Below are 20,616 nucleotides of genomic sequence, written 5' to 3'. Positions count from 1 at the left end.
GCCGCCGGCAGCTCGCCGATCGAAGCCGACACGCCGGCACCTCGCCGGCCGAAGCCAGCACGCCGGCACCTGGCGGCGGCATTTCGGCCGGAACGGAAACGGCGGCCCCGAAGGGCCGCCGTTCACCGAGCTTGAAGGTCAGGCGTTGCGCGAGGCCAGAGCCAGGCGCAGCTGCCGCACGTCGATCGAGCCCGTCGGCACGTCCGCCTCGACGGGGAAGTACATCCGCTGCACCGCCGCCAGGATCGCCTCGACGATCTGTTCGCGGAAGGACGGATCGATCAGCCGCTCCCGGTCGACGGGCGAGGTCAGATAACCCAGGTCCACGCGTACGGCGGGCATGCGCGTCAGGCGCAGCAGCTCCCACGTCTTGGAGTGGATGCGGCAGTCCCGCATGCCCGTCCGCACGACGATCTCGCGCTGGACGAGGTTGGCCAGCCGCTCCCCCACCGTCGAGGTGAGGCCGTTGCCGGTGCCGTAGTGGTAGCTCGCCACGCCGTCGGCGGCCGGTGACTCCTGGCCGTCGAGGTGCAGGGAGATCAGGAGGTCGGCGCCGAGGCTGTTGGCCAGTGCCGCACGTTCCTGGCCGGTCATCGGCTGGGCCGGCGACGGGCCGCGGGTCAGGTGGACGCGCATGCCGGCGGCGAGCAGCCGGCCCTCGAGCCGCGTCGCGATGTCGAACGACAGGTCGGCCTCGGTCCAGCGCAGCTGCCCGTCGGGCACGACCACACCGAGGTCCTCCGCGCCGCCGTGGCCGGGGTCGATCACGATCGTCTTGCCGACCAGGCTGGAACCGGACTGGCGGAACGCCTCGGCCTCGCGCAGCCACTGGGGTCGGCCACCGACGACCTTGCGGCCGAGCCGGCGTAGCCCCTTCATGGTCTGCGGTCCGCACGAGCCGTCCGGGGTCAGGCCGACCTCGCGCTGGAACTGCGCCACCGCCCGGGCCGTCCGCGGTCCGTAGATGCCGTCGGCGCGGCCGCTGTCGAAGCCCATCTCCAGGAGCCGCTCCTGCAGCGCCCGGACATCCTCACCGACCAGTGACGTCGGCACCGAGTGGTAGAGCGTCCGGGCACCGAGCTTCCAGCGGGCGCCGTCGAGGGCCTGCCAGGTCTCCGGGCCGACCATGCCGTCGACACCGATGCCGCGGCTCTGCTGGAAGGCTCGGACGGCATTCTCGGTGGCTTGGTCGAAGGTCTCGCCCGGAGCCGGAAGCAGCTCCAGGCCGACCAGGATCGACTGGATCTCCTCCACGGCCGGTCCGGTGTCTCCACGTCGGATCGAACGCACGCGCGGCTCCCTAACGACTGAGGGGTAGAGCAGAGGGCAACTAACGGAGCGTACTCCTCGGCGTCCGGGGTGGCCGGACGTCGATGGGCGCTCCGTGCGGGGAATCACGAGCGGGGTGGACAACTACCCCGGCAAAGAACAACGCCCCGCATCCGGATCGATGCGGGGCGTCATCAAGAGCAGGTCAGAGCGCCGACTCGATGAAGTTCACCAGGGCACCCTTGGGCTTGGCGCCGGCGACGGAGTTGACCGCCTCGCCGCCCTTGAACATGGTCAGCGTCGGCACGGACATCACCCGGTAGGCGCGGGCGGTCTCCGGGTTCTCGTCGATGTTGACCTTGACGATCTGCACCTTGTCGCCCATTTCGGTGGCGATCTCGGCGAGCAGCGGGTCCACCTTTTTACAGGGGGCGCACCACTCGGCCCAGAAGTCCACCAGAACCGGCTTGTCGGACTGCAGCACGTCGGTGACGAAAGTCGCGTCGGTGACCGCCTTGGTTGCTCCCACGGAAACTCCTCCTGATTTACAGCTCTACGAACGAGGCGATGAAGCGTTCTGCGTCGAGGGCGGCGGCACAACCCGTGCCGGAGGCCGTGATGGCCTGGCGGTACGTGTGGTCGACGAGGTCGCCGGCGGCAAAAACACCCGAGAGGTTGGTGCGCGTGCTCGGCGCGTCGACCTTCACGTAGCCCTCGTCGTCCATCTCGACCTGACCCTTGAACAGCTCGCTGCGGGGGTCGTGGCCGATGGCGACAAAAACGCCGGTGACGTCGAGAACCTTGGTCTCGCCGGTCTGCAGGTTACGCAGCCGGGCGCCGCTGACCTTGCCGTCGTCACCGAGGATCTCCTCGACGACGCTGTTCCACTCGACCTTGATCTTCGGGTTGCTCTGCGCGCGCAGCTGCATGACCTTGCTGGCCCGGAACGAGTCGCGGCGGTGCACGATCGTCACGGTCTCGGCGAAGCGGGTGAGGAAGGTGGCCTCCTCCATCGCGGAGTCACCGCCGCCCACCACGATGATGTGCTGGTTGCGGAAGAAGAAACCGTCACAGGTGGCACACGACGAGACACCGTGACCGAGCAGCTCCTGCTCGCCGGGCACACCCAGCGGACGCCACGCGGAGCCGGTGGAGAGGATGACCGCGCGGGCGAAGTATTCCTTCTCGCCCACCCAGACGGTCTTCAGACCCTCGGTGCCGGCCTCGGTGGGCCGGTCGCCCAGCTCGACGCGGGTGACGTCGTCGGTGATGAACTCGGCGCCGAACTTCTCGGCCTGCTTGCGCATGTTGTCCATGAGCTCGGGGCCCATGATGCCGTCCGGGTGACCCGGGAAGTTCTCGACCTCGGTGGTGGTCATCAGCGCACCACCGGACTGCACACCCTCGATGACCAGCGGCTTGAGGTTCGCCCGGGCCGCGTAGAGCGCTGCGGTGTAACCGGACGGACCCGAGCCGATGATGATCAGGTTTCGGACCTCGTCCACTGCCGACTCCTCAGTCTGGTTTCGCCGGTTCACCGGCGACATCGCATGCTGGAACGTCATCGTATGAGGGCGCATTCCCACGCGTCACGGCATGTGTGGGAGGGCATAGGTGGCCGACCTCACGCCGGGCGGGACGCCGTCTGCTCAGCCTACCTGCACGGAACCGAGCTTGTCGGCGCCGACTCCGCGCGTGCCGCACTCGGGACCGACGGCCCAGACCCAGGTGCCGCCGGTGGAGGTGAAGTTGACGATCACGGCAGGCGCACCCCGATAGCGCGCGAAATCCGCACTCTGGGCGGTGATCGGCGCCAGCCCGCTCTCGTCGGCGATGGCATTGATGCAGGCGAGCAGCGCCTCGTTGACCCGCAGCCGGCTCAGTGCGTCCTTGGCAGCGGTATCGGACATCACACCGGCGGTGGGCTCGCTCTTGCGGACACTGCCGGCGTCCTCGGGCAGTGACGGTGCAGCCATCGCCCGGGCGCCGGCCTGGCCGAGAGTCTCCAGCGTGTAGTCGGTGCCTGTCGCCTCCAGCACCGCGACCACGCCGGGAACAGCAAGATCCTTGCCCGCCGCGGCACGAGGCGCCGCCTCGTCCGCCGCCGAACCGGCCGACGAGGTCTGCGTGTCGTCCGAGCCGCCGGTGAAGCCCTGAGCGCCGAAACCGATGAACGCGATCACCCCGGCGGCGATGCCGATCGGCGCGGCCCACCGCAGCCGGCGGGCACGCTTCCGAGGAGCCTCCGACGGTACGGCGACCAGGCGCGTAGCAGGCGCAGCACCGGCATCACCGGTCCCCGTCTCCTTCCGGGGCGCCGTGGCATCCCGGAAAGCCCGGTCGATCGGAATGACATCGGCGGGCGCATCAACAGCAAGCAATGCGGCGTCGAGCCGCGCGATGACGTCGGCGGGCATCGGCTCGGGTGCCGACCCGAACTCAGCCAGCTGGGACGTGACCGTGACGACGCCACCGGAGAGCAGCTCGTGCGCCTCGCGCCAGGCGGGATCGTCCGCGATCAGTGCCGCGACCACAGCCTCGTCGGGGGTGCCCTCCAGCGCGCCGCCGACATAGTCGGCCAGCAGGTCGACATCGACCCCGCTGAACTCTGCCCCGGTCACTGCTGGTCCCCTCTGTCAGGCACGGACGGGTGCTGCGCTGCCGCTCCCGACCCGGATGGGACGCGCGCGGCAGCCCCTCGGTTCCCGGCGTGACCACCGTCTCCCCTACCCGGCGGCTCGTCGGAACCCGTACGCAGGTGTCCGAGAGCCAGAGCCATCCGGGCGCGGCCGCGGGCGCAGCGACTCTTGATGGTGCCCTCGGCGACCCCGAGGATCTCGGCGGCCTCGATCACCGGGTAACCCTGGACGTCGACGAGCACCAGGGCGGCACGCTGCTCGGCCGGGAGGGCCGCCAGCGCCGCACGCACGACCAGAGCGGTGTCATGGTCGGGCGCCGGGGCGGTGGGCTCGGTCCCGCCCACGCCGCCGTCGTCGGAGTGCCGGCCGTCGGGCAGCGGGACGGTGGGGTGAGCCTGCCGCCGGCGGATGCGGTCCAGGCAGGCGTTCACCACGATGCGGTGCATCCAGGTCGTGACGGCCGAGTCGCCGCGGAACCGCGCCGCACCGCGGTGAGCGGAGAGCAGCGCGTCCTGGACGGCGTCGGCGGCCTCCTCGCGGTCGCCGATCGTGCGCAGGGCCACCGCCCAGAGACGGTCACGATGCCGGCGGACCAGCTCGTTGAAGGCGTGCGGATCGCCGTCGACGTGCGAGCGCAGCAGCTCGGCGTCGGTCGGCTCCGGGCTCTCGCCCGGGCCGGTCGCGTCGGTCTGCGCGTCACCCGTGGTCACGCCAGCAATCTAGCCGAACCGGGCGACAGCACGCGGACCGCCGCCGTCAGTTGCCGTAGACCTCGACCTTGCTGATCTCGGCGCGGTACTTGCCGTCGGTGTCGCGGGGCAGCTCGGTGATGAAGACCAGGATGTACTGGTACTTCTGGTTCTCGTCGAAGACCGGGAAGACCGCGTTGGTGCCGTCCGTCTTCTCGGTGTCGCCGTCGCCGAGCTTCTTGTAGTTCTTGACGATCTGGTCGTCGCCGTCGGAGCTGTTGCCCGGGTCGCTGGTGCCGGTCCGGATGTCCATCGCGATGCCCGGCGCCGAGGTCTCGACCCGGACGTCGGTGACGGTCCGCGGGCTACCGAGGTTGATCAGCAGGCCCATGCCGGGCTTGTTGTAGAACTTCGACTCGCGGAAGCCCGAGGTCTTCCAGACGGTGTCCTTGTTGTCGTCGACGGTGTAGGCGGCCTCACCCTCGTCGGTGCGGTCACCCTCCGGCGGGTCGACGATGCGGACCATGTCAGAGGTCAGGGCGATCTTCTTCGGCGCGGCGGCGGGAGGTTCCTCACCCGTACCGGTGCCGCTGCCGTCGTCTGACGTGTTGCCCTGAGGTGCGGTGTTGGCCTGCGTGGTGTTCTGCGGGGTGTCCTTGCCCGAGTTGCTGATCGCCTGGATGCCGAAGATCAGGCCGAGCACCGCGATGACGGCGAGCGCACCGACCCCGATAACGATCTTGCGGGTGCTGCGCACCGGCTCGGACGACGTGCCCTGGGCGAACCGCAGCGGGCCGACGTCCTCGTAGTCGTCGTCGGCCGAGTCCAGGCGGGCGAGCTCGGCGGCGAGCGCGTCGGCCTCGGGGGTCGCCACCCGCTTGTCGAGCAGGTCCATCGTCAGATCGTCGAGATAGGCCGGGATGCCGGCCCGGATCTGCCGGGGCGCCACGATCGCGTCGTTGCCGTCACGCCGGGCGTCGGGCAGCGACGAGCGGCCGATCTCGGTGTGCGGCCAGTGACCGGTCAGCGCGAAGTAGAGGATGCCGCCGACCGCACGGACGTCGGTCTCGGTGCTGTCGGCGGAGTCGGCGCGCGCGTCGGCGAGCACCACCCGTCCGTCGTCGCCGATGAGCGTGGTGCCGGGGTGCACGTTGCCGTGAACCATCCCGGTCGCGTGGACCGCGGCCAGTGCATCGGCGATGGAGTGCGCGATGGACGTGGCGCGGGCGGGGTCCAGCGGACCCTCCTGCGCGATGAGCTCCCGCAACGCCTCGCCGTCGACCCACTCGCGGACGACGTAGGCACGGGCGTCCTCGTCGATCGCGTCGTAGACGCCGACAAGATTGGGGTGGATGACGCGACTCGCGTCGACCGCCGCCTGCAACATCTCGGTGGCCGAATCGCCACCGGGGTGCCGCAGCACGACCGCCACGGGGCGTCGCAGGATCACGTCGATGCCGCGCCAGACCTGTCGCCCGGCGCTGTCGTCGTTGACGTGTTCCTCGAGCTGATAACGCTCGGCCAGGATCTCACCGACGGTGGGTGCACCGAAGGTGATGACCGGTCCGGCCTCATCGGCCGCGGTCTCGTGGCCTTCGCCGACCTGGGTCACCCGTCCTCCCTCGGTGAGTCCGCACGTGTCGAGCACGACCTTACCCGGCCCGGGCCAGCGACCTACAGGTCATCCCCTGGCGCGGCACCCGTCCGGGGCCGCCCGCCAGGACTGTTTCCGCCGGTCGGCGGCCATTAATTACCTGATCAGAGATTTATCCACAGGTTTTCCACAAGATTTAGCGGCCGAGCTTGCGGCGAACCATGCCGACCACCTGATTGACCTCGTGAACCCGCAGCAGCGCCGCCGTGAGGAGGTACACAAGCATGATCACACCGCCGCCGACGACCACCTGAAGTGCCGCTGTCAATCGCCCGGGCGTGTCACCGCCGGGGAGCAGGAGCATGACGAGCAGCCCGGCGCCGGCGGCCACTGCGGCCGCCACCAGCACCTTCATCAGTCCCTTGGCCACCGAGCCGAGATTGAGGCGGCCGATCCGGCGGCGCAGGACAGCGAGCGAGATCACCGCCGAAAGCAGATAGGAGACCGCGTTCGCGGCGGTCATGCCGGCCGCCGCAAAAGAATCCGAAAGAATTTCTGCGAGGACGAAGTAGCCGGCGATCCGCAGCAGGACGACCGGGATGTTGATCAGCGCGACCGTCTTGTTGCCCTGCAGCGCGTAGAAGGCATAGGTGCACAGGTAGCTGATCGACAGCGGGATCACGGCGAAGGAGGCCACCACCAGCACTGTGCCGGTGTTGAAGGCGTCCTGATAGGTGAAGGCGCCACCCTGGAAGAGCGTGACCGCGATGGGTACGCCGAGCACGCCGTACGCGACTGCGATCGGGGCGAGGGCTGTGGTGGTCAGGCGGATGCCCCGGCTGAGGTCGGCGCTGACGTCGGCGAACCGGCCCTCGGCCGCGGCTGCACTCATCTTGGGCAGCAGCGCCGTCATGACCGAGACGCCGATGATGCCGTGCGCCATCATCGTCAGCAGGTAGACGTTGTTGAACGCGAGCACGCTGGCGTTGTTCTTGCCGGAGACGCCGTTGAGCACCCGGACCACGACGAACACCGCGAGCTGGTTGGCGCCGACGTAACAGAGCATCCAGCCCGCGAGGCGGCCCACCTCACCCAGGCCGAGCGCCCGCGGCGCCCACTTCCACCGCCAGGCGAAGCCGACCTTGCGCAGCGCCGGCAACAACCCGGCGGCCTGCGCGACGATGCCGAGCAGCGTGCCTCCGGCGATCAGCGCGACCCGTCCCGGCGTCATGTCCTCGGGGCGGAAACCGTTGGTCGTGCCGAAGACCACGATGAAAACGCCGCAGGTGGCGATGACCACGAGGTTGTTCAGGATCGGCGCCCACATCGGCGCGGCGAAGTGCCCGCGCACGTTGAGCACCGCACTGATCATCGCGGACAGGCCGGTGAAGAAGATGATCGGCAGGATCAGGTACGCGAACTTCGTGACCAGATCCCGGTACGCCTCGGGCGTACCGCTGCTGGACTGGATCGCGGTGATCCACGGGGCGGCCGCCACCACCAGCAGCGTCGCGGCGCCGAGGGTCACGACGGCGAAGGTCAGCAGCCGCTGCGTGAAGAGCTCGCCGCCGTCGGGATCCGCCTTGCGCCGCCGCACCAGCAGCGGGATGAGCACGCTGGAGAGGATGCCGCCGAGCAGCAGCTCGTAGATCTGACCCGGCAGGAACTGGGCACTCGTGTACGCGTCACCGATGCCGGCGCCCAGCGTCATGCCGATCAGCATGTTGCGGACGAAGCCGATCACCCGGCTGACGAGGCTGCCGGCCGCCATGATCGCGCTGTTGCCCGCGGTGCTGCCGCCCTCGGTGCCGCCACCCGTCGGCGGCACGTCCTCCGGCGGCAACGCCTGGTCACCGGCCGCGGTTGTCCCCGGGGCGTCGTCGACCGAGATCAGCATCGCGCCGTCGGACTGCTGGGGGGCACCCTCGCTCCCGGCGTGCGCGCTCCGGTACAGGCCGCCGTTCACAAGACCTCCCAGGGGTACGGATTACAGACGTCACCCTAGCCAGGCCGCGCCTCAGAGGTGACGGCGCAGCAGGCTCCCGGGCACCGCCCCGGCCAGCGTCTCCACCATCCAGCACGCCTCGATGGGCACCAGCGGCTCGCTCAACGCGTCCAGCACGGTCGGGTGATCACAGCCGGCCTCGGTCAGCACACCGAGCAGGTCGTTGACCGGGCGCAGATCACCCGTGTCCGCTATGTGCCGGGCCAGCGGGCGGACCTCCGCGTACAGCTGCTCCTCCGGGAGGCGGGACAGGCGCTGGGCTGCTTGCCGTACCAGCTCGGTCAGGCCCTCACGCGGGAAGCGGGAGCCGCCGCGGACCTCGAGCTGCACGGGCGCCGGGACGGTGTAGGCCGCCACCGCGGCCTCGTCGATCACCTGGGGTGACAGGGCCGGTGGCCGCGGCCACCAGGCCTCGGCCGTGAAGAGCGGGAGCGGCGCCTGCTCCGGACCGGCCGCCGCGACGGGCGGCACTTCACGGCGCAATGACCGGTACGCCGCCTCGCGCACCGCCGCGACCGCGTCCACGTCGTCGTCGGGTGTCAGCGGCGCGAACGGGGACAGCAACGCCACGACCAGGCCCGGATGCGGCAGGGTCGGGTCCTCGAGGGCGATCACCCGGGCACAGAGCTCGAGCTCGTGCCAGCGCAGTGCGGCCGGGTAGGGACGGCCGGGACCGGTCCAGCCCAGCTGGACCGGCTCGCTGCTGGCCGGCTCGCGCAGGCCGAGGGTCTGCTCGCCGGTGACCAGGTCGAGGTCGAGCACGAGGCCGTAACCACCGGTGACCGGCAGGCTGACACGCACCTCGGCGGGATCGGGGTCGGGATGAGCGCCGTCGTTCACGAACAGGAACGACCAGAACCGCGGGTCTTCGCTGAGGCGACGCAGCGCCTCGGAAACGGGCACGACGACCATCCTGCCCGCTGAGCTGCCGAACCGCCACGGCGGCCATCCGACCACCCTGCCCACCACCCATGACCGGACTGAAGGCAGATAGGCTGGTCGTCCCATGTCTGAGTTGAACAAGGCCCAGCGCAACGCCGTCGCGGAGCTGCTGCGGGTCTCCCCTGTCGCCGACGAGCTGGGGCGCCGTTTCGGTGCCGCCGGCCATGAGTTGCACCTCGTCGGCGGTTCGGTGCGCGACGCGCTCCTCGGGCGGCTCGGCGACGACCTCGACTTCTGCACGGATGCCCGGCCGGAGCAGACGCTTGCCCTGGTCAAGGGCTGGGCCGACGCGATCTGGGAGACCGGCCGGGAGTTCGGCACGATCGGGATCCAGAAGGACGGCCTGCGGATCGAGATCACCACGTTCCGGGCCGAGGCGTACGACGGGGTGACCCGTAACCCGGTCGTGGAGTACGGCGACAACCTGCTCGACGACCTGCGCCGGCGCGACTTCACGATCAACGCGATGGCGGTCAGCCTGCCGGGTCACGACTTCACGGACCCGTTCGGTGGACTGGAGGACCTCGCCGCCGGAGTGATCCGCACGCCGGACTCCCCCGCGCTCTCCTTCGGCGACGATCCACTTCGGATGCTGCGCGCTGCGCGTTTTGCCGCCAAGCTGCGCTTCACAGTGGACAAGCCGGTCGTCGAGGCGATGACCGAGATGGCCGCCGACCTCGACCGCATCACCGCCGAGCGGATCCGCGACGAGTTCACCAAGCTGCTCTGCGGTCTCGACCCGATCGCCGGTCTGCGGCTGCTCGTCGACACCGGGCTCGCCGACCGCTTCATCCCGGAGATCTCCGGGCTCAAGCTGGAGATCGACGAGCACGCCCAGCACAAGGACGTCTACGAGCACACGCTGATCGTGGTCTCCAACGCGATCCGGCTCGAGGGTGACGCCGGCCCGGACTTCGTGCTGCGGATGGCCGCCCTGATGCACGACGTCGGCAAACCGGCCACCAAGGCGGTCGGCCGGGACGGGCGGGTCAGCTTCCACCACCACGAGGTGGTCGGCGCCCGGCTCACCAAGCAACGCATGAAAGCCCTGCGCTACCCCAAGGACGTCACCTCGGAAGTGGTCGAGCTGGTCGCGCTGCACCTGCGCTTCTACGGGTACGGCCGGGGTGAGTGGACCGACTCGGCCGTCCGCCGTTACGTCACCGACGCCGGTGAGCTGCTCCCCCGCCTGCACAAGCTGACACGGTCCGACTGCACGACCCGCAACAGGCGTAAGGCGGCCGCGCTGTCGGCCGATTACGACGCCCTGGAGGAGCGGATCGACCGGATCGCCGCCGAGGAGGACCTGGCGCGCGTCCGCCCGGACCTGGACGGCAACGCGATCATGGAGCTGCTCGGCGTGCCGCCGGGACCGATCGTCGGCCAGGCCTGGCGCTTCCTCAAGGAGCTGCGCCTGGACCGGGGACCGCTGGACCGCGACGAGGCCGAGGCGGAGCTGCAGCGCTGGGCCCGGGAGCACGGTCACATCTCCTGACCCCGGGCACGGTCACATCTCCTGAGCTCAGGCACGGTCACATCTCCTGACCTCAGGCCGGGCCGACGGTGAACTCGCGCCGGGCCAGGAAGGTCGGCAGGATCACCTTCTGCAGGGCTCGGCCGGACGCGTCGTAACGGGTCACGGCGCCGTCGTCGAGACCCAGGATCGAGCCGTCGCGCAGGAACTGCCCGGACCAGGCCCGGAACGTCCCCAGCACCCGACCGGTCTCCACCTCGGCGATCCGCAGATCGCTGGAGTCGAGCCGCTCCGGCTCGATCAGCACCAGCCGTCCGTCCGGTGACCAGGCGTCCTGTCCGACGGGAGCCCCCGGCACCGGAACCGTCCGGACCGGAGCGCCCGTCGCCGCGGCGAAGATCGCCAGCCCTTCGACCCTGTCCCGCTCGGCCTCCGAGACATGACCGGCGGTGAGGGCGATCGCCACCTGATCGCCCTGCGGCAGCCACGAGTATTGGCAGCTGTCCGTGCAGGCGAACTTCGACTGGTCGACGGAGTGCGTCTTGACCGCGGCGGTCGCGGCAGTCACGACGGCGAATCCACCCTCCTCGGTCGTCAGCAGCAGCCGGTCGCCGTCCGGCGACCACGCCGGACCCGACAGCTTCTCGCCCGGCAGCCACTGGATGTTTCCGGTGCTGACCCGGCGCACCCCGATCTGCCCGGCCCGTTGGTCGTCCTGCACCGCCACCCACCGCCCGTTCGGCGAGGGCCAGCTGGCCGTTGTCGAGGCCGGCAAGGCCTTGTACTGCTTGGCGTTGCGCTCGAGCACCAGACTCTGGCCGGTGCCGGTCTCGGTGCTGACACCGCCGACGCCGGTGATCACCGTGCCACCGGGCAGGCCGAACGGCTCCTTCGCCGACCACCGGGAGGTCTGCGGCACGGGTGCCGACGAGATCCCGGTGCTCGGCGGCAGCGGCGGAAGAGCAGTGTCGCGGAGCACCGCATAAGGAACAGTGGTCAGGGCCGCGAGCAGGACAACCGCGACGACGTAACCGGCCTGCCTGCGGCGACGCAGGCGACGACCACGGACCCGCGCCCCCGTGGCGAGGTCCGTGGCCGTCCTGGCCTCTCCAGCGAGGTCGTGCACGGTCTCGCGGAGCAGTTCTTCCATCGGGCGGTTCATCGCAGCACCTCCGCGGCCTCGTCCGCCGAGCCCAGCTCGGGCACCAGCTCACGGAGCTTTCCCAGGGCCCGGGAGGCCTGGCTGGCGACCGTGCCGGGCCGGCAGCCCAGCACCTCCGCGGTCTCCTCCACCGAGCGGTCCTCCAGATAACGCAGCACGAGGACGGCACGCTGGCGGGGTGGGAGCGACAGCAGTGCCTGGCGCAGCACGAGTCGCAGAGCGGTGTCGTGATCGTGGTCGCGGGACTCGGCGACCTCCGGCACGTCGGCCATCGGCAGCTCACGCTGCCGGGCCTGGCGGCGCCAGCCGGAGACCTTGTCGTTGTAGATGATGCGGCGCACGTAGGGCTCGGCGTCGCCGTGGATCCGGGACCAGTGCGAATAGGCCTTGGCCAGGGCGCCCTGGACCAGGTCCTCCGCCGCCCGCTGATCGCCGGTCAGCGTGTAGGCGACACGGATCAGCGCATGCGAGCGTTCAGCCACGAATGTGGTGAACGCTGCCTCCACCGTTTGCTCCACCGGCCACCTCCGCCCCCATAGACGTCGATCGAGCCGGAATGTTTGCACGGGGCTCCGACAGTTTTTTCGCACTGTCGTACCCGCGCGGCAGAATCGGGGCATGCAGCTGCTCGTGGAGTCACCCATCGGCCCGCTGGGCGTCCGGCTCGACGGTGATGTCGTGGTCGGCGTGCGCTTCGGCGCCACCACGGGTGAGACCGGCGACCATCCGGCGGTCCAGCAGCTCGAGGCCTACTTCGCCGGCGAGCTGACGGACTTCACGGTGCCCGTCGAGCTGCCCGGCGGGTCGGATTTCGAGCGGTCGGTGTGGGGACAGATCGCGCAGATCCCGTACGGCGAGATGCTGACCTACGGGGCGATCGCGATTGCCTTGGGCGATCCGGGGGCGGCACGTGCGGTCGGCACGGCGTGCAACCACAACCCGGTGCCGGTGATCGTCCCGTGCCACCGGGTCGTCGGTGCGGGCGGCAAGCTGACCGGATTCGGCGGCGGGCTGCCTCGCAAACGGCAGTTGCTCGAGCTGGAGGCCCGGGTGGCGCTGCAGCGCGCCTGGAGCTAGCCGACCAAGAGACAGGTGCCGTCCGGTGACTGCGGCCCGATGCTCAGCTCCGGACCGTCTGTGCTGAAAGTGCCATGAACGCAGGCGTCGCCGATCGCGCCGGCGAAGGACGAGCGGGTGTCAGTCGTCACACCTGTCAGGCCCTTCGCGGTCAGGAGCCGGTGGACGGAGGAGCTGTCGGGCACATTGCCGGCGTTCGCGGCGAGCAGCTTCAACTCGAGCGAGAGCGCCCGGGCGCAGGACTCCGCCACGACGGCCACGTCCTCCGGCAGCGGGCCACGGCGCGGCAGCGGTGGGTTGGCCGCCTCCAGCGCCCGTCGGGCCCGAGCCTGGGCTTCCGGTTCGAGGCCGGGATTTGTGATCACCGACTGGGGCCGGCCGGCCTGCTGCTTGTCGCAGGTCCAGCCGCGCGGTGCGATCGCCACTGCGCTGCCACCTCGTGGGGCGGGGACGGCGGTGATCTGCGCGGCCGGGCGGGACTGTGCTGTGGGCGTACCGGAAGGGGTGTTGCCCGGGCGGGCGCAGGCTGTCAGGGAGACGGCGAGGCCGAGCACGACGGCGGCCGGGTAGGGGCGCACGTCGATGAGTTTAGAGCAGGAAGGCCGGACCGAGGTGCGGTCCGGCCTTCCGTCGAGAGCTGGATCAGCGCTCGATGTCGCCCTTGATGAACGCCTCGACGGCGTTCTTCGCGTCGTGGTCGTTGTACTGCACCGGCGGGGACTTCATGAAGTACGAGCTCGCCGAGAGGATCGGGCCGCCGACGCCGCGGTCCAGGGCGATCTTCGCCGCGCGGACCGCGTCGATGATGACGCCGGCCGAGTTCGGGGAGTCCCACACCTCGAGCTTGAGCTCCGCGTTCAGCGGGGTGTCGCCGAAGCTGCGGCCCTCGAGGCGGATGTAGGCCCACTTGCGGTCGTCGAGCCACGGCACGTGGTCCGACGGGCCGATGTGCACGTCGCTCTTGACCATCTCGTGCGGGATCTGAGAGGTCACCGACTGCGTCTTGGAGATCTTCTTGGACACGAGGCGCTTGCGCTCCAGCATGTTCATGAAGTCCATGTTGCCGCCGAAGTTGAGCTGGTAGGTGCGCAGCAGCTCGACACCGCGGTCCTCGAACAGCTTGGCGAGCGCGCGGTGCACGATCGTCGCGCCGACCTGGCTCTTGATGTCGTCACCGACGATCGGCAGACCGGCGTCGGTGAACTTCTGCGCCCACGCAGGGTCCGAGGCGATGAAGACCGGCAGCGCGTTGACGAAGGCGCACCCGGCGTCGATGGCGGCCTGGGCGTAGAACTTGTCGGCCTCCTCCGAACCCACCGGGAGGTAGGACACGACGACGTCGACCTCGGCGTCGCGCAGTGCCTGCGCGATGTCGACCGGCTCGGCGGACGACTCCTCGACCATCTCGCGGTAGTACGTGCCCAGACCGTCGAAGGTCGGTCCACGCTGGACGGTCACGCCGGTGGGCGCGACGTCGGTCAGCGTGATCGTGTTGTTCTCGCTGGCGACGATCGCCTCGGCCAGGTCCATGCCGACCTTCTTGGCGTCCACATCGAACGCCGCGACGAACTTCACGTCAGAGACGTGATAGTCGCCGAAGGTGACGTGCATGAGACCCGGGACGCGGTCGTTGGGGTCGGCTTCACGGTAGTACTCCACGCCCTGCACGAGGGACGAGGCGCAGTTACCCACACCGACAATGGCGACGCGGACGGAGCCCATCGCGTTTGCCTCCTTGTTCATCACGGCCGGTCCTGATGAGGACGCGGGTCTTCGGGGGGTGTCTCCCCTGCTGGGGAGCGGCCGGAGCGCTCGTTGGTGATGAGCTCCTCCAGCCAGCGGACCTCGCGCTCGCACGCATCCAGTCCGTGGCGCTGCAACTCGAGGGTGTAAGCATCGAGGCGGTCGGAGGCGCGTGAGAGAACCTCACGCAGTCCTTCACGACGCTCCTCGATCCGGCGGCGGCGACCCTCGAGGATCCGCAGCCGCGTCGCCCGGTCGGTCCGGGAGAAGAAGGCGAAGTGCACGCCGAAACCGGCGTCGTCGTACGTTTCCGGGCCGGCCTGGGCGAGCAGTTCGGCAAAACGCTCCTTGCCCTCGGCCGTGATTTTGTAGACAACCCGGCCCCGGCGACTGGTCATCGGCGGAATGATCTCTTCGTCGGGCGTCTCGGCCGCGCCGATCCAGCCGACGGTCTGCAGGCGCTTCAGCGTCGGGTAGAGCGTGCCGTAACTGATCGCCGCCCGGATCGTGCCGAGCTTGGTGGCGAGCTCCTTGCGCAGCTCATAGCCATGCATCGGGGATTCCTGGAGCAGGCCGAGGATCGCCAGTTCCAACATCGTGCTCACCCCCTTGCCGACTTTCCGCGATGTATCGGGCCGATACATCGTCACCGTAGATCGGGTTGCGTCCGGCCGCAAGGGGAGTCATGGTTGTGCAGTCGCCGCGCCACGCTGCGTGATGGCTGTCGCCGTACCGGTGTGGACCGCGTACTCTCTTCGCCATGCGCACGCAGCGGCAGGTGGTCGACTACTCGCTTCAGAAGCGAGCTGTCCTGCGTGACGTGCACAACGGCAAGGTCGGGACCCTCGAGGTCTGCGATGCGTCGCCGTACCTGAAAAACGCAGCTAGGTTCCATGGCGAGCCGACCGACGACCGTTGTCCGGTCTGCCGTCGCGACAATCTCACCCTGGTTCACTACATCTACGGTGATGAGCTCAAGCAGTCTGCCGGGCAGGCCCGCAAGCTGGCCGAACTCCCCGTGCTGGCGATGACGCTGCGTGAGTTTCAGGTGTTCGTGGTGGAGGTGTGCCAATCCTGCGCGTGGAACCATCTGATCGAGCAGTACCTGCTCGGCCGGGACGCGCTCAATGCCGACGAACTGGACCAGGGCGGGGCCGTTGCCTCGTCCGCCTCGGGCCGCCACCGCGAGACAGGGTCGTCGTCGCAACGCCGGGAGGGCCGACAGTGATCGGCCTCAACGTCGCTAACGTTGACACGACCTCGACCGATACGGGCATCCAGCGCCGCAGTCGGTCATTCTTGACATCCGACAGGGCGGCTGCGGAGATGCAGCCCAGAATCGTCCGCCCGTGGCGCAGCCTCCGAAGCCCCTCCAGGGCTTCTCTGGCGCGCCACCGCGACCGGTAGGTGTGACCGAATGAACTCGTACGGCGATCCGCAGTCTGCGCGTGCCCGGGCCCGAGTGCCCGGGCCGTCCGCTGCATCCACGCCTGACGACGACCAGTCCGGCTACGACGATCGACAGGCCCCGGACGCTTACCGGCGTCCGGCCGGCGGTCGAGCGAGCGTCGGCGGCTCCGTGCCGCGTGGCGCCGCCTCTGTCGGAGCTGCACCGGTCGGCGGCCGTGCTTCCGTCGGCGCCGGACGTGCCTCCGTCGGAGCGGGGACCGGCTCTGTCGGCTCCGCCCGGGTGGGCGGCCGCGCGTCGGTGGGCGGGCCCGAGGCCGGCCCGGCGTACGGCGGTGGTGGCCGTGCTGCGGTCGCCCGTGCCGCGGTGCGCCCGGTGTCCCCGGCAGTCGGTGGCCCCGACGGACCCGAGGGGCCGGAGCACGGCAAGCGGGGCAGCGCCGGCAAGATCCTCAACAAGTCGGCCAAGCGCCGTCGCCGCACCAACATCCTCACCGCAGCGGCGGCCGTACTGGTCATCCTGCTCGGTGGCGGTGTGGTCGGCGGCACCTACTTCTTCGACAGCGTCAGCTTCGAGGAGCCGGCCGCCGAGTCGCAGACCACGCAGCTGCTCGCGAGCGACAAGAAGACGGTGCTGGCCTCGCTGGGTCAGTTCAACCGCTCGATCGTCCCCGACGCCAGCATCAACCCGCTGATCAAGCTCGCGGTGGTGTCGGCCGAGGACAAGGGCTTCTACAAGCACAACGGCATCGACATGAAGGGCATCGCCCGCGCCGCGTGGAACAACTTCACCGGCGGCGACACCCAGGGTGCCTCGACGATCACCCAGCAGTACGCCAAGTACGCCACGAAGCGTAAGGAGATCACGTACAACGTGAAGCTCCGCGAGGCTGTGATCGCCCGCAAGATGGAGGACGAGTACTCCAAGGACCAGATCCTGGGGCGCTACCTCAACTCCGTGTACTTCGGCCGTGGTGCCTACGGCATCGAGGCCGCGGTGAAGGCGTACTTCGGCCCCAGTCGTTCGGCGCTCACGCCGCCCGGTCAGAAGGGCGCGATCACCGCCGGCGAGGCAGCCATCCTCGCCTCGGTCATCAAGCAGCCCGAGCCGACGGCCACACACCGGGGATACGACCCGCAGAAGAGCCTTCCCGACGCCACCGAGCGCTGGAACTACACGGTCGGCAACATGCGCGAGCTCGGACTTCCTGCCGGCAACGCTGATGCGGGTGTGCCTGCCGGCATCGCCCCGCCGACGGCGTACCCGACGTCGTGGAAGAAGTTCAACCCGGAGAAGTGCCTCACCTGTAACAACAACACGCCCAGCGCCAAGATCGTCAAGTACGTGAAGCGCGAGCTGCGTGACATGGGCATCACCGACGCCCGGCAGAACCAGGGCGGTCTGCAGATCCTGACCACGATCGACCCGAAGGTCCAGGAGGCGGCGGAGAAGGCGGCCAACCGCGCCAAGAAGTCGTCGCCGCTCCACGACATGGCCGAGACCTACAAGTCGGCCCTGGTCTCCATCGATCCGGACAACGGCCGGGTCCTGGCGTATTACGGCGGACCCGACGCGGCGAGCTGGGACTACGCGGGCCCGAACTACGACGACACCGGGCAGAAGTTCCTCGGCGGTGGACGCCCGCCCGGCTCGACGTTCAAGATCTACACGTTGATTGCGGCCCTGAGTGCGGGCTACGGCATGGACACCATCTGGGACTCCACGCTGAAGAAGGTCGACGGCGGCGGCAAGATCAGCAACTCCGGCCGTGAGGGCGGCAGCCTGCAGTGCCCGGAGAAGGCCTGCGACCTCGAGACTTCCGTCGAGCAGTCGTACAACTTCACCTTCTACTGGCTCGCCGACGCGCTCGGCCCGGAGAAAGTCATCGAGCAGGCTCACAAGGCCGGCATCCAGCTGATCGGCGACCCGGAGACGACCGCCCGCTACGACCTCAACAAGCTGAGCGAGTCGGACCTGAAAGAGAAGAACTACGGTCGCGAGGTCGGCTTCGGTCAGTACGCCATCACGGCGCTCGACCACGCCAGCGGCGTCGCGACGATCGCCAACAACGGCGTCTACAACAAGGCGCACTTCGTCCAGAGGGTGTCCGAGCGCGACCCCAAGACCGGTAAGTTCACCGCGATCAAGGGCAAGGGCGAGAAGCTCAAGGGTGTCGAAGCGTTCACGCCGGACGTGGCGGCCGCCGTGCAGAACGTCATGCAGAAGATCCCCGGCATCAACGGGATCTCGCTCGACAACGGCCGCAAGGCGATCGGCAAGACCGGCACCTGGGAGTTCACCGGCAAGGGCGGCAAGAGCGGTGACAACGGTGACGCCTGGATGGTGGGCGGCACCAAACACCTCGCCACTTCGGTCTGGGTCGGCCGGGAGAAGGTCAACAAGAAGACCAAACAGATGGACCTGCTCCCGATCTACAAACCCGGTGGCAAGCCGATGAACGGTGGCTCGGTCCCGGGCCAGATCTGGAAGCAGTTCATGGACGCGGCGTCCAAGGCGATCGATGCCAAGAACGACGACTTCCTGCCGAACTCGACGGCGTTCGTCGACCCGTCCAAGCAGGGCAACGGCGTCAAGCCGCCGCCGCCCCCGCCGGAGCCGGAGAACCCCGCCTGTCAGGGCATCCCGCTGCTGTGCCAGGACAACGGCGGCAACGGCAACGGTGACAACGGCGGCAACGGCAACGGCGGCAATGGAAACGGCAACGGGAACGGCAACGGCGACAACGGTCAGGAACAGGGCACGCCCGGCACCTTCCCGACGTTCCCCGGCGGTGATGCCGGCAACGACACCGGCACCGGCGGCGGGGAGAACGACGGCGACAACGCCGACGACGGCGGCTGACCCACAGGCATGACGGAACGGCGTCCTCTCCTCGCGGAGACGGGCGCCGTTCCGGTTTTATGACCTTGTGGCCGGACTGTGCCGGAGGGTGTCGCCTGTCCGGGCCGGCGATGCGGCATGATGCCAAAGCATGAGCGCGCCTTCGTCCCCGGAAGCCGACCGGCCTGACCTGCCCGCCGAATCGGACGGCTTCGTCCGGGGGCTGTCACAGGCGATCGGAGGACCGCTCGGCGACCACGCCGTCCGCCCCGGACCCCGGCCCGGCCGGTTCTGGAACGCACAGCGGATCATCCTCGCGCTGGTGTGCATGACGCTCGCGCTGAGCTGGGTGCAGAAGTCGCCCTGCCAGGACGGCGACTGGCAGAAGAACGTCCAGTACACGAGGTTCTGCTACACCGACGTGCTGGCCCTGTACTACGCCGAGGGACTCAACGAGGGCAAGGTGCCCTACAAGGACCACCCCGTCGAATACCCGGTCGTCACCGGGTACTTCATGGGTGCGCTCGGTCTGCCGGTCCACGCCCTCGGCGAGAAATACCCGGACATCAACCAGGGCAAGTGGTTCTACAACATCAACGCCCTGGTCCTCTCCATCCTGGCGGTCGCCTCCGCGGCGATGATGCTCGCCCTGCGGCGCCGCAGACCCTGGGACGTGGCGATCTTCGCGCTGTCACCGATCCTGCTGGTCACCGCCACAGTGAACTGGGACTTCCTCGCCATCGGCCTGGCCCTGTTCGGCCTCTATGCCTGGGCCAGACGCTGGCCGATCCTCGCCGGCTTCCTCCTGGGCCTGGGCGGCGCGGCGAAACTCTGGCCACTGTTCATCCTGGGCCCCCTGCTGGTCCTCGGCCTGCGCTCCAAACGAGTCCCGCAGTTCCTGCTGGCGACCGGCGCGGCGATCGTGGCCTGGCTGGCGGTCAACCTCCCGGTCGCGATCCTGTACCGCGACAGCTGGGATCGCTTCTTCAACCTGAACCGCGAACGGCCGATCGACTGGGGTACGTCCTGGTACATCGGCCGCTACCTCGACTCGAAATGGAACACCGGCGTCGCCGGAGACCAGGGCCCCTTCCAATGGCTCAGCGACCACGTCCCGGTCCTCAACAACATCTCGTACGCGCTGACGTTCCTCGCCTGCGCCGCCATCGGCGTCCTCTGCCTGCTGGCACCCCGCCGGCCGCGCCTCTCCCAGGTGGCGTTCCTGGTCGTCGCCGCCTTCCTGATCTTCAGCAAGGTCTGGTCCCAGCAGTACGTCCTCTGGCTTCTGCCCCTGATCGTCCTGGCCCGCCCGCGCTGGGGGGCGATCATCGCGTGGTCGGTGGCGGAGATCGGCTACTTCACGGCCTTCTACGCGGAGTTGCTGGGCGCCGGCGGCAAGCCGGTGATCCCCGAGGGCACGTTTGTGCTGGCCTCCAGCCTGCGCCTGATCACGGTGGCGATCCTGTGCGGTCTGGTCATCCGCGAGATCTGGCGGCCTGAGCTGGACCCGGTCCGCCAGACCTACGCCGACGACCCCGACGGCGGGGTGTTCGACGGGGCGCCGGATGCGGGATGGTTGTCGTCGCTGCGACAGCGGCTGCGTCTCGAACCGCGGCCGGCTGCTGTGGAATCGGCGTCGGAGAGTGCGCCGCCGCCTCCCCCGCCGCCGCCTCCTACTCCGGCGCCGGTCGGCTGATCAACGCTGGTTGGCTTCGGTCAGCGTGCGGCGGTCTTCACGCCTCGCCTCCCCTTTGCCCGGCCTGGCCTGGCGCT

The 20,616-nt window shown here is 69.3% G+C and carries 18 protein-coding genes; 5 read left to right on the top strand and 13 right to left on the bottom strand.

Going from position 1 to position 20,616, the window contains the following annotated elements:
- Window positions 1–138: 138 nt before the first annotated feature.
- The 8 genes from AFR_RS43170 to AFR_RS43135 all read right to left on the bottom strand — a co-directional run bounded on the left by AFR_RS43170 (window position 139) and on the right by AFR_RS43135 (window position 9,108).
- Complete coding sequence (locus AFR_RS43170; RefSeq protein ID WP_023563172.1) at window positions 139–1,290, bottom strand: N-acetylmuramoyl-L-alanine amidase; 1,152 nt, start codon at window positions 1,288–1,290, stop codon at window positions 139–141.
- Window positions 1,291–1,474: 184 nt separating this feature from the next.
- A complete protein-coding gene (trxA, locus tag AFR_RS43165) occupies window positions 1,475–1,798 on the bottom strand; it encodes a thioredoxin (protein ID WP_023563171.1) in 324 nt (107 codons plus the stop codon).
- Window positions 1,799–1,814: 16 nt separating this feature from the next.
- The gene (trxB, locus tag AFR_RS43160; RefSeq protein WP_023563170.1) at window positions 1,815–2,774 is read right to left on the bottom strand and encodes a thioredoxin-disulfide reductase; all 960 of its coding nucleotides are present in this window, start codon (window positions 2,772–2,774) and stop codon (window positions 1,815–1,817) included.
- A gap of 144 nt (window positions 2,775–2,918) precedes the next feature.
- Window positions 2,919–3,890, bottom strand: a complete 972-nt coding sequence (locus AFR_RS43155) for an RsmA family anti-sigma factor (RefSeq protein WP_023563169.1) — start codon at window positions 3,888–3,890, stop codon at window positions 2,919–2,921.
- Window positions 3,887–4,618 (bottom strand): RNA polymerase sigma factor SigM, encoded by a 732-nt coding sequence (gene sigM / locus AFR_RS43150; RefSeq protein WP_023563168.1) that lies wholly within the window; start codon window positions 4,616–4,618, stop codon window positions 3,887–3,889. The genes AFR_RS43155 and sigM overlap by 4 nt, the downstream gene beginning before the upstream one ends.
- Before the next feature lie 46 nt (window positions 4,619–4,664).
- Entirely contained in the window at window positions 4,665–6,209 is a 1,545-nt protein-coding gene (locus AFR_RS43145) for a protein kinase family protein (protein ID WP_023563167.1), read from the bottom strand.
- A 178-nt stretch (window positions 6,210–6,387) separates the two neighbouring features.
- Window positions 6,388–8,157 carry a murein biosynthesis integral membrane protein MurJ gene (gene murJ, locus AFR_RS43140; protein ID WP_023563166.1) on the bottom strand — a complete coding sequence of 590 codons (1,770 nt, stop codon included), beginning with the start codon at window positions 8,155–8,157 and terminating at the stop codon, window positions 6,388–6,390.
- A 51-nt stretch (window positions 8,158–8,208) separates the two neighbouring features.
- Window positions 8,209–9,108, bottom strand: coding sequence for a hypothetical protein (locus AFR_RS43135; RefSeq protein ID WP_023563165.1), 900 nt, complete (start codon window positions 9,106–9,108; stop codon window positions 8,209–8,211).
- A 94-nt stretch (window positions 9,109–9,202) separates the two neighbouring features.
- Here AFR_RS43135 and AFR_RS43130 point away from each other — a divergent pair, with 94 nt between their 5' ends.
- Complete coding sequence (locus tag AFR_RS43130) at window positions 9,203–10,633, top strand: CCA tRNA nucleotidyltransferase (RefSeq protein WP_023563164.1); 1,431 nt, start codon at window positions 9,203–9,205, stop codon at window positions 10,631–10,633.
- A 52-nt stretch (window positions 10,634–10,685) separates the two neighbouring features.
- Here AFR_RS43130 and AFR_RS44445 read toward each other — a convergent pair whose 3' ends face one another.
- Together AFR_RS44445 and AFR_RS43115 are read right to left on the bottom strand one after the other, a co-directional pair.
- Entirely contained in the window at window positions 10,686–11,774 is a 1,089-nt protein-coding gene (locus AFR_RS44445; protein ID WP_148308238.1) for a WD40 repeat domain-containing protein, read from the bottom strand.
- Window positions 11,771–12,292: a SigE family RNA polymerase sigma factor gene (locus AFR_RS43115; RefSeq protein ID WP_023563162.1), complete on the bottom strand. Its 522-nt coding sequence runs from the start codon at window positions 12,290–12,292 to the stop codon at window positions 11,771–11,773. Before AFR_RS43115 ends, AFR_RS44445 begins: the two co-directional genes overlap by 4 nt.
- Before the next feature lie 100 nt (window positions 12,293–12,392).
- Here AFR_RS43115 and AFR_RS43110 point away from each other — a divergent pair, with 100 nt between their 5' ends.
- Window positions 12,393–12,851: a methylated-DNA--[protein]-cysteine S-methyltransferase gene (locus tag AFR_RS43110; RefSeq protein WP_023563161.1), complete on the top strand. Its 459-nt coding sequence runs from the start codon at window positions 12,393–12,395 to the stop codon at window positions 12,849–12,851.
- Here the strand turns inward: AFR_RS43110 and AFR_RS43105 are convergent.
- The 3 genes from AFR_RS43105 to AFR_RS43095 all read right to left on the bottom strand — a co-directional run bounded on the left by AFR_RS43105 (window position 12,848) and on the right by AFR_RS43095 (window position 15,190).
- A complete protein-coding gene (locus tag AFR_RS43105; RefSeq protein WP_148308237.1) occupies window positions 12,848–13,429 on the bottom strand; it encodes a hypothetical protein in 582 nt (193 codons plus the stop codon). The two genes, AFR_RS43110 and AFR_RS43105, sit on opposite strands and share 4 nt — an antisense overlap.
- Before the next feature lie 64 nt (window positions 13,430–13,493).
- Window positions 13,494–14,573: an inositol-3-phosphate synthase gene (locus AFR_RS43100; protein ID WP_023563159.1), complete on the bottom strand. Its 1,080-nt coding sequence runs from the start codon at window positions 14,571–14,573 to the stop codon at window positions 13,494–13,496.
- A 20-nt stretch (window positions 14,574–14,593) separates the two neighbouring features.
- Window positions 14,594–15,190, bottom strand: a complete 597-nt coding sequence (locus AFR_RS43095; protein WP_041843452.1) for a PadR family transcriptional regulator — start codon at window positions 15,188–15,190, stop codon at window positions 14,594–14,596.
- A 164-nt stretch (window positions 15,191–15,354) separates the two neighbouring features.
- On the opposite strand from AFR_RS43095, the gene AFR_RS43090 reads away from it, so the two are divergent.
- The 3 genes from AFR_RS43090 to AFR_RS43080 all read left to right on the top strand — a co-directional run bounded on the left by AFR_RS43090 (window position 15,355) and on the right by AFR_RS43080 (window position 20,539).
- Window positions 15,355–15,822 (top strand): DUF5318 domain-containing protein, encoded by a 468-nt coding sequence (locus tag AFR_RS43090; RefSeq protein WP_023563157.1) that lies wholly within the window; start codon window positions 15,355–15,357, stop codon window positions 15,820–15,822.
- A gap of 462 nt (window positions 15,823–16,284) precedes the next feature.
- Window positions 16,285–18,864, top strand: coding sequence for a transglycosylase domain-containing protein (locus AFR_RS43085; protein ID WP_052359606.1), 2,580 nt, complete (start codon window positions 16,285–16,287; stop codon window positions 18,862–18,864).
- Between the two features lie 130 nt (window positions 18,865–18,994).
- A complete protein-coding gene (locus tag AFR_RS43080) occupies window positions 18,995–20,539 on the top strand; it encodes a glycosyltransferase family 87 protein (RefSeq protein ID WP_023563155.1) in 1,545 nt (514 codons plus the stop codon).
- Window positions 20,540–20,616 lie beyond the last annotated feature (77 nt).

Origin of the sequence: Amorphoplanes friuliensis DSM 7358, from assembly GCF_000494755.1 — a bacterium.
GTDB lineage: Bacteria > Actinomycetota > Actinomycetes > Mycobacteriales > Micromonosporaceae > Actinoplanes > Actinoplanes friuliensis.
This window is presented reverse-complemented; position numbering and strand designations above follow the sequence as displayed.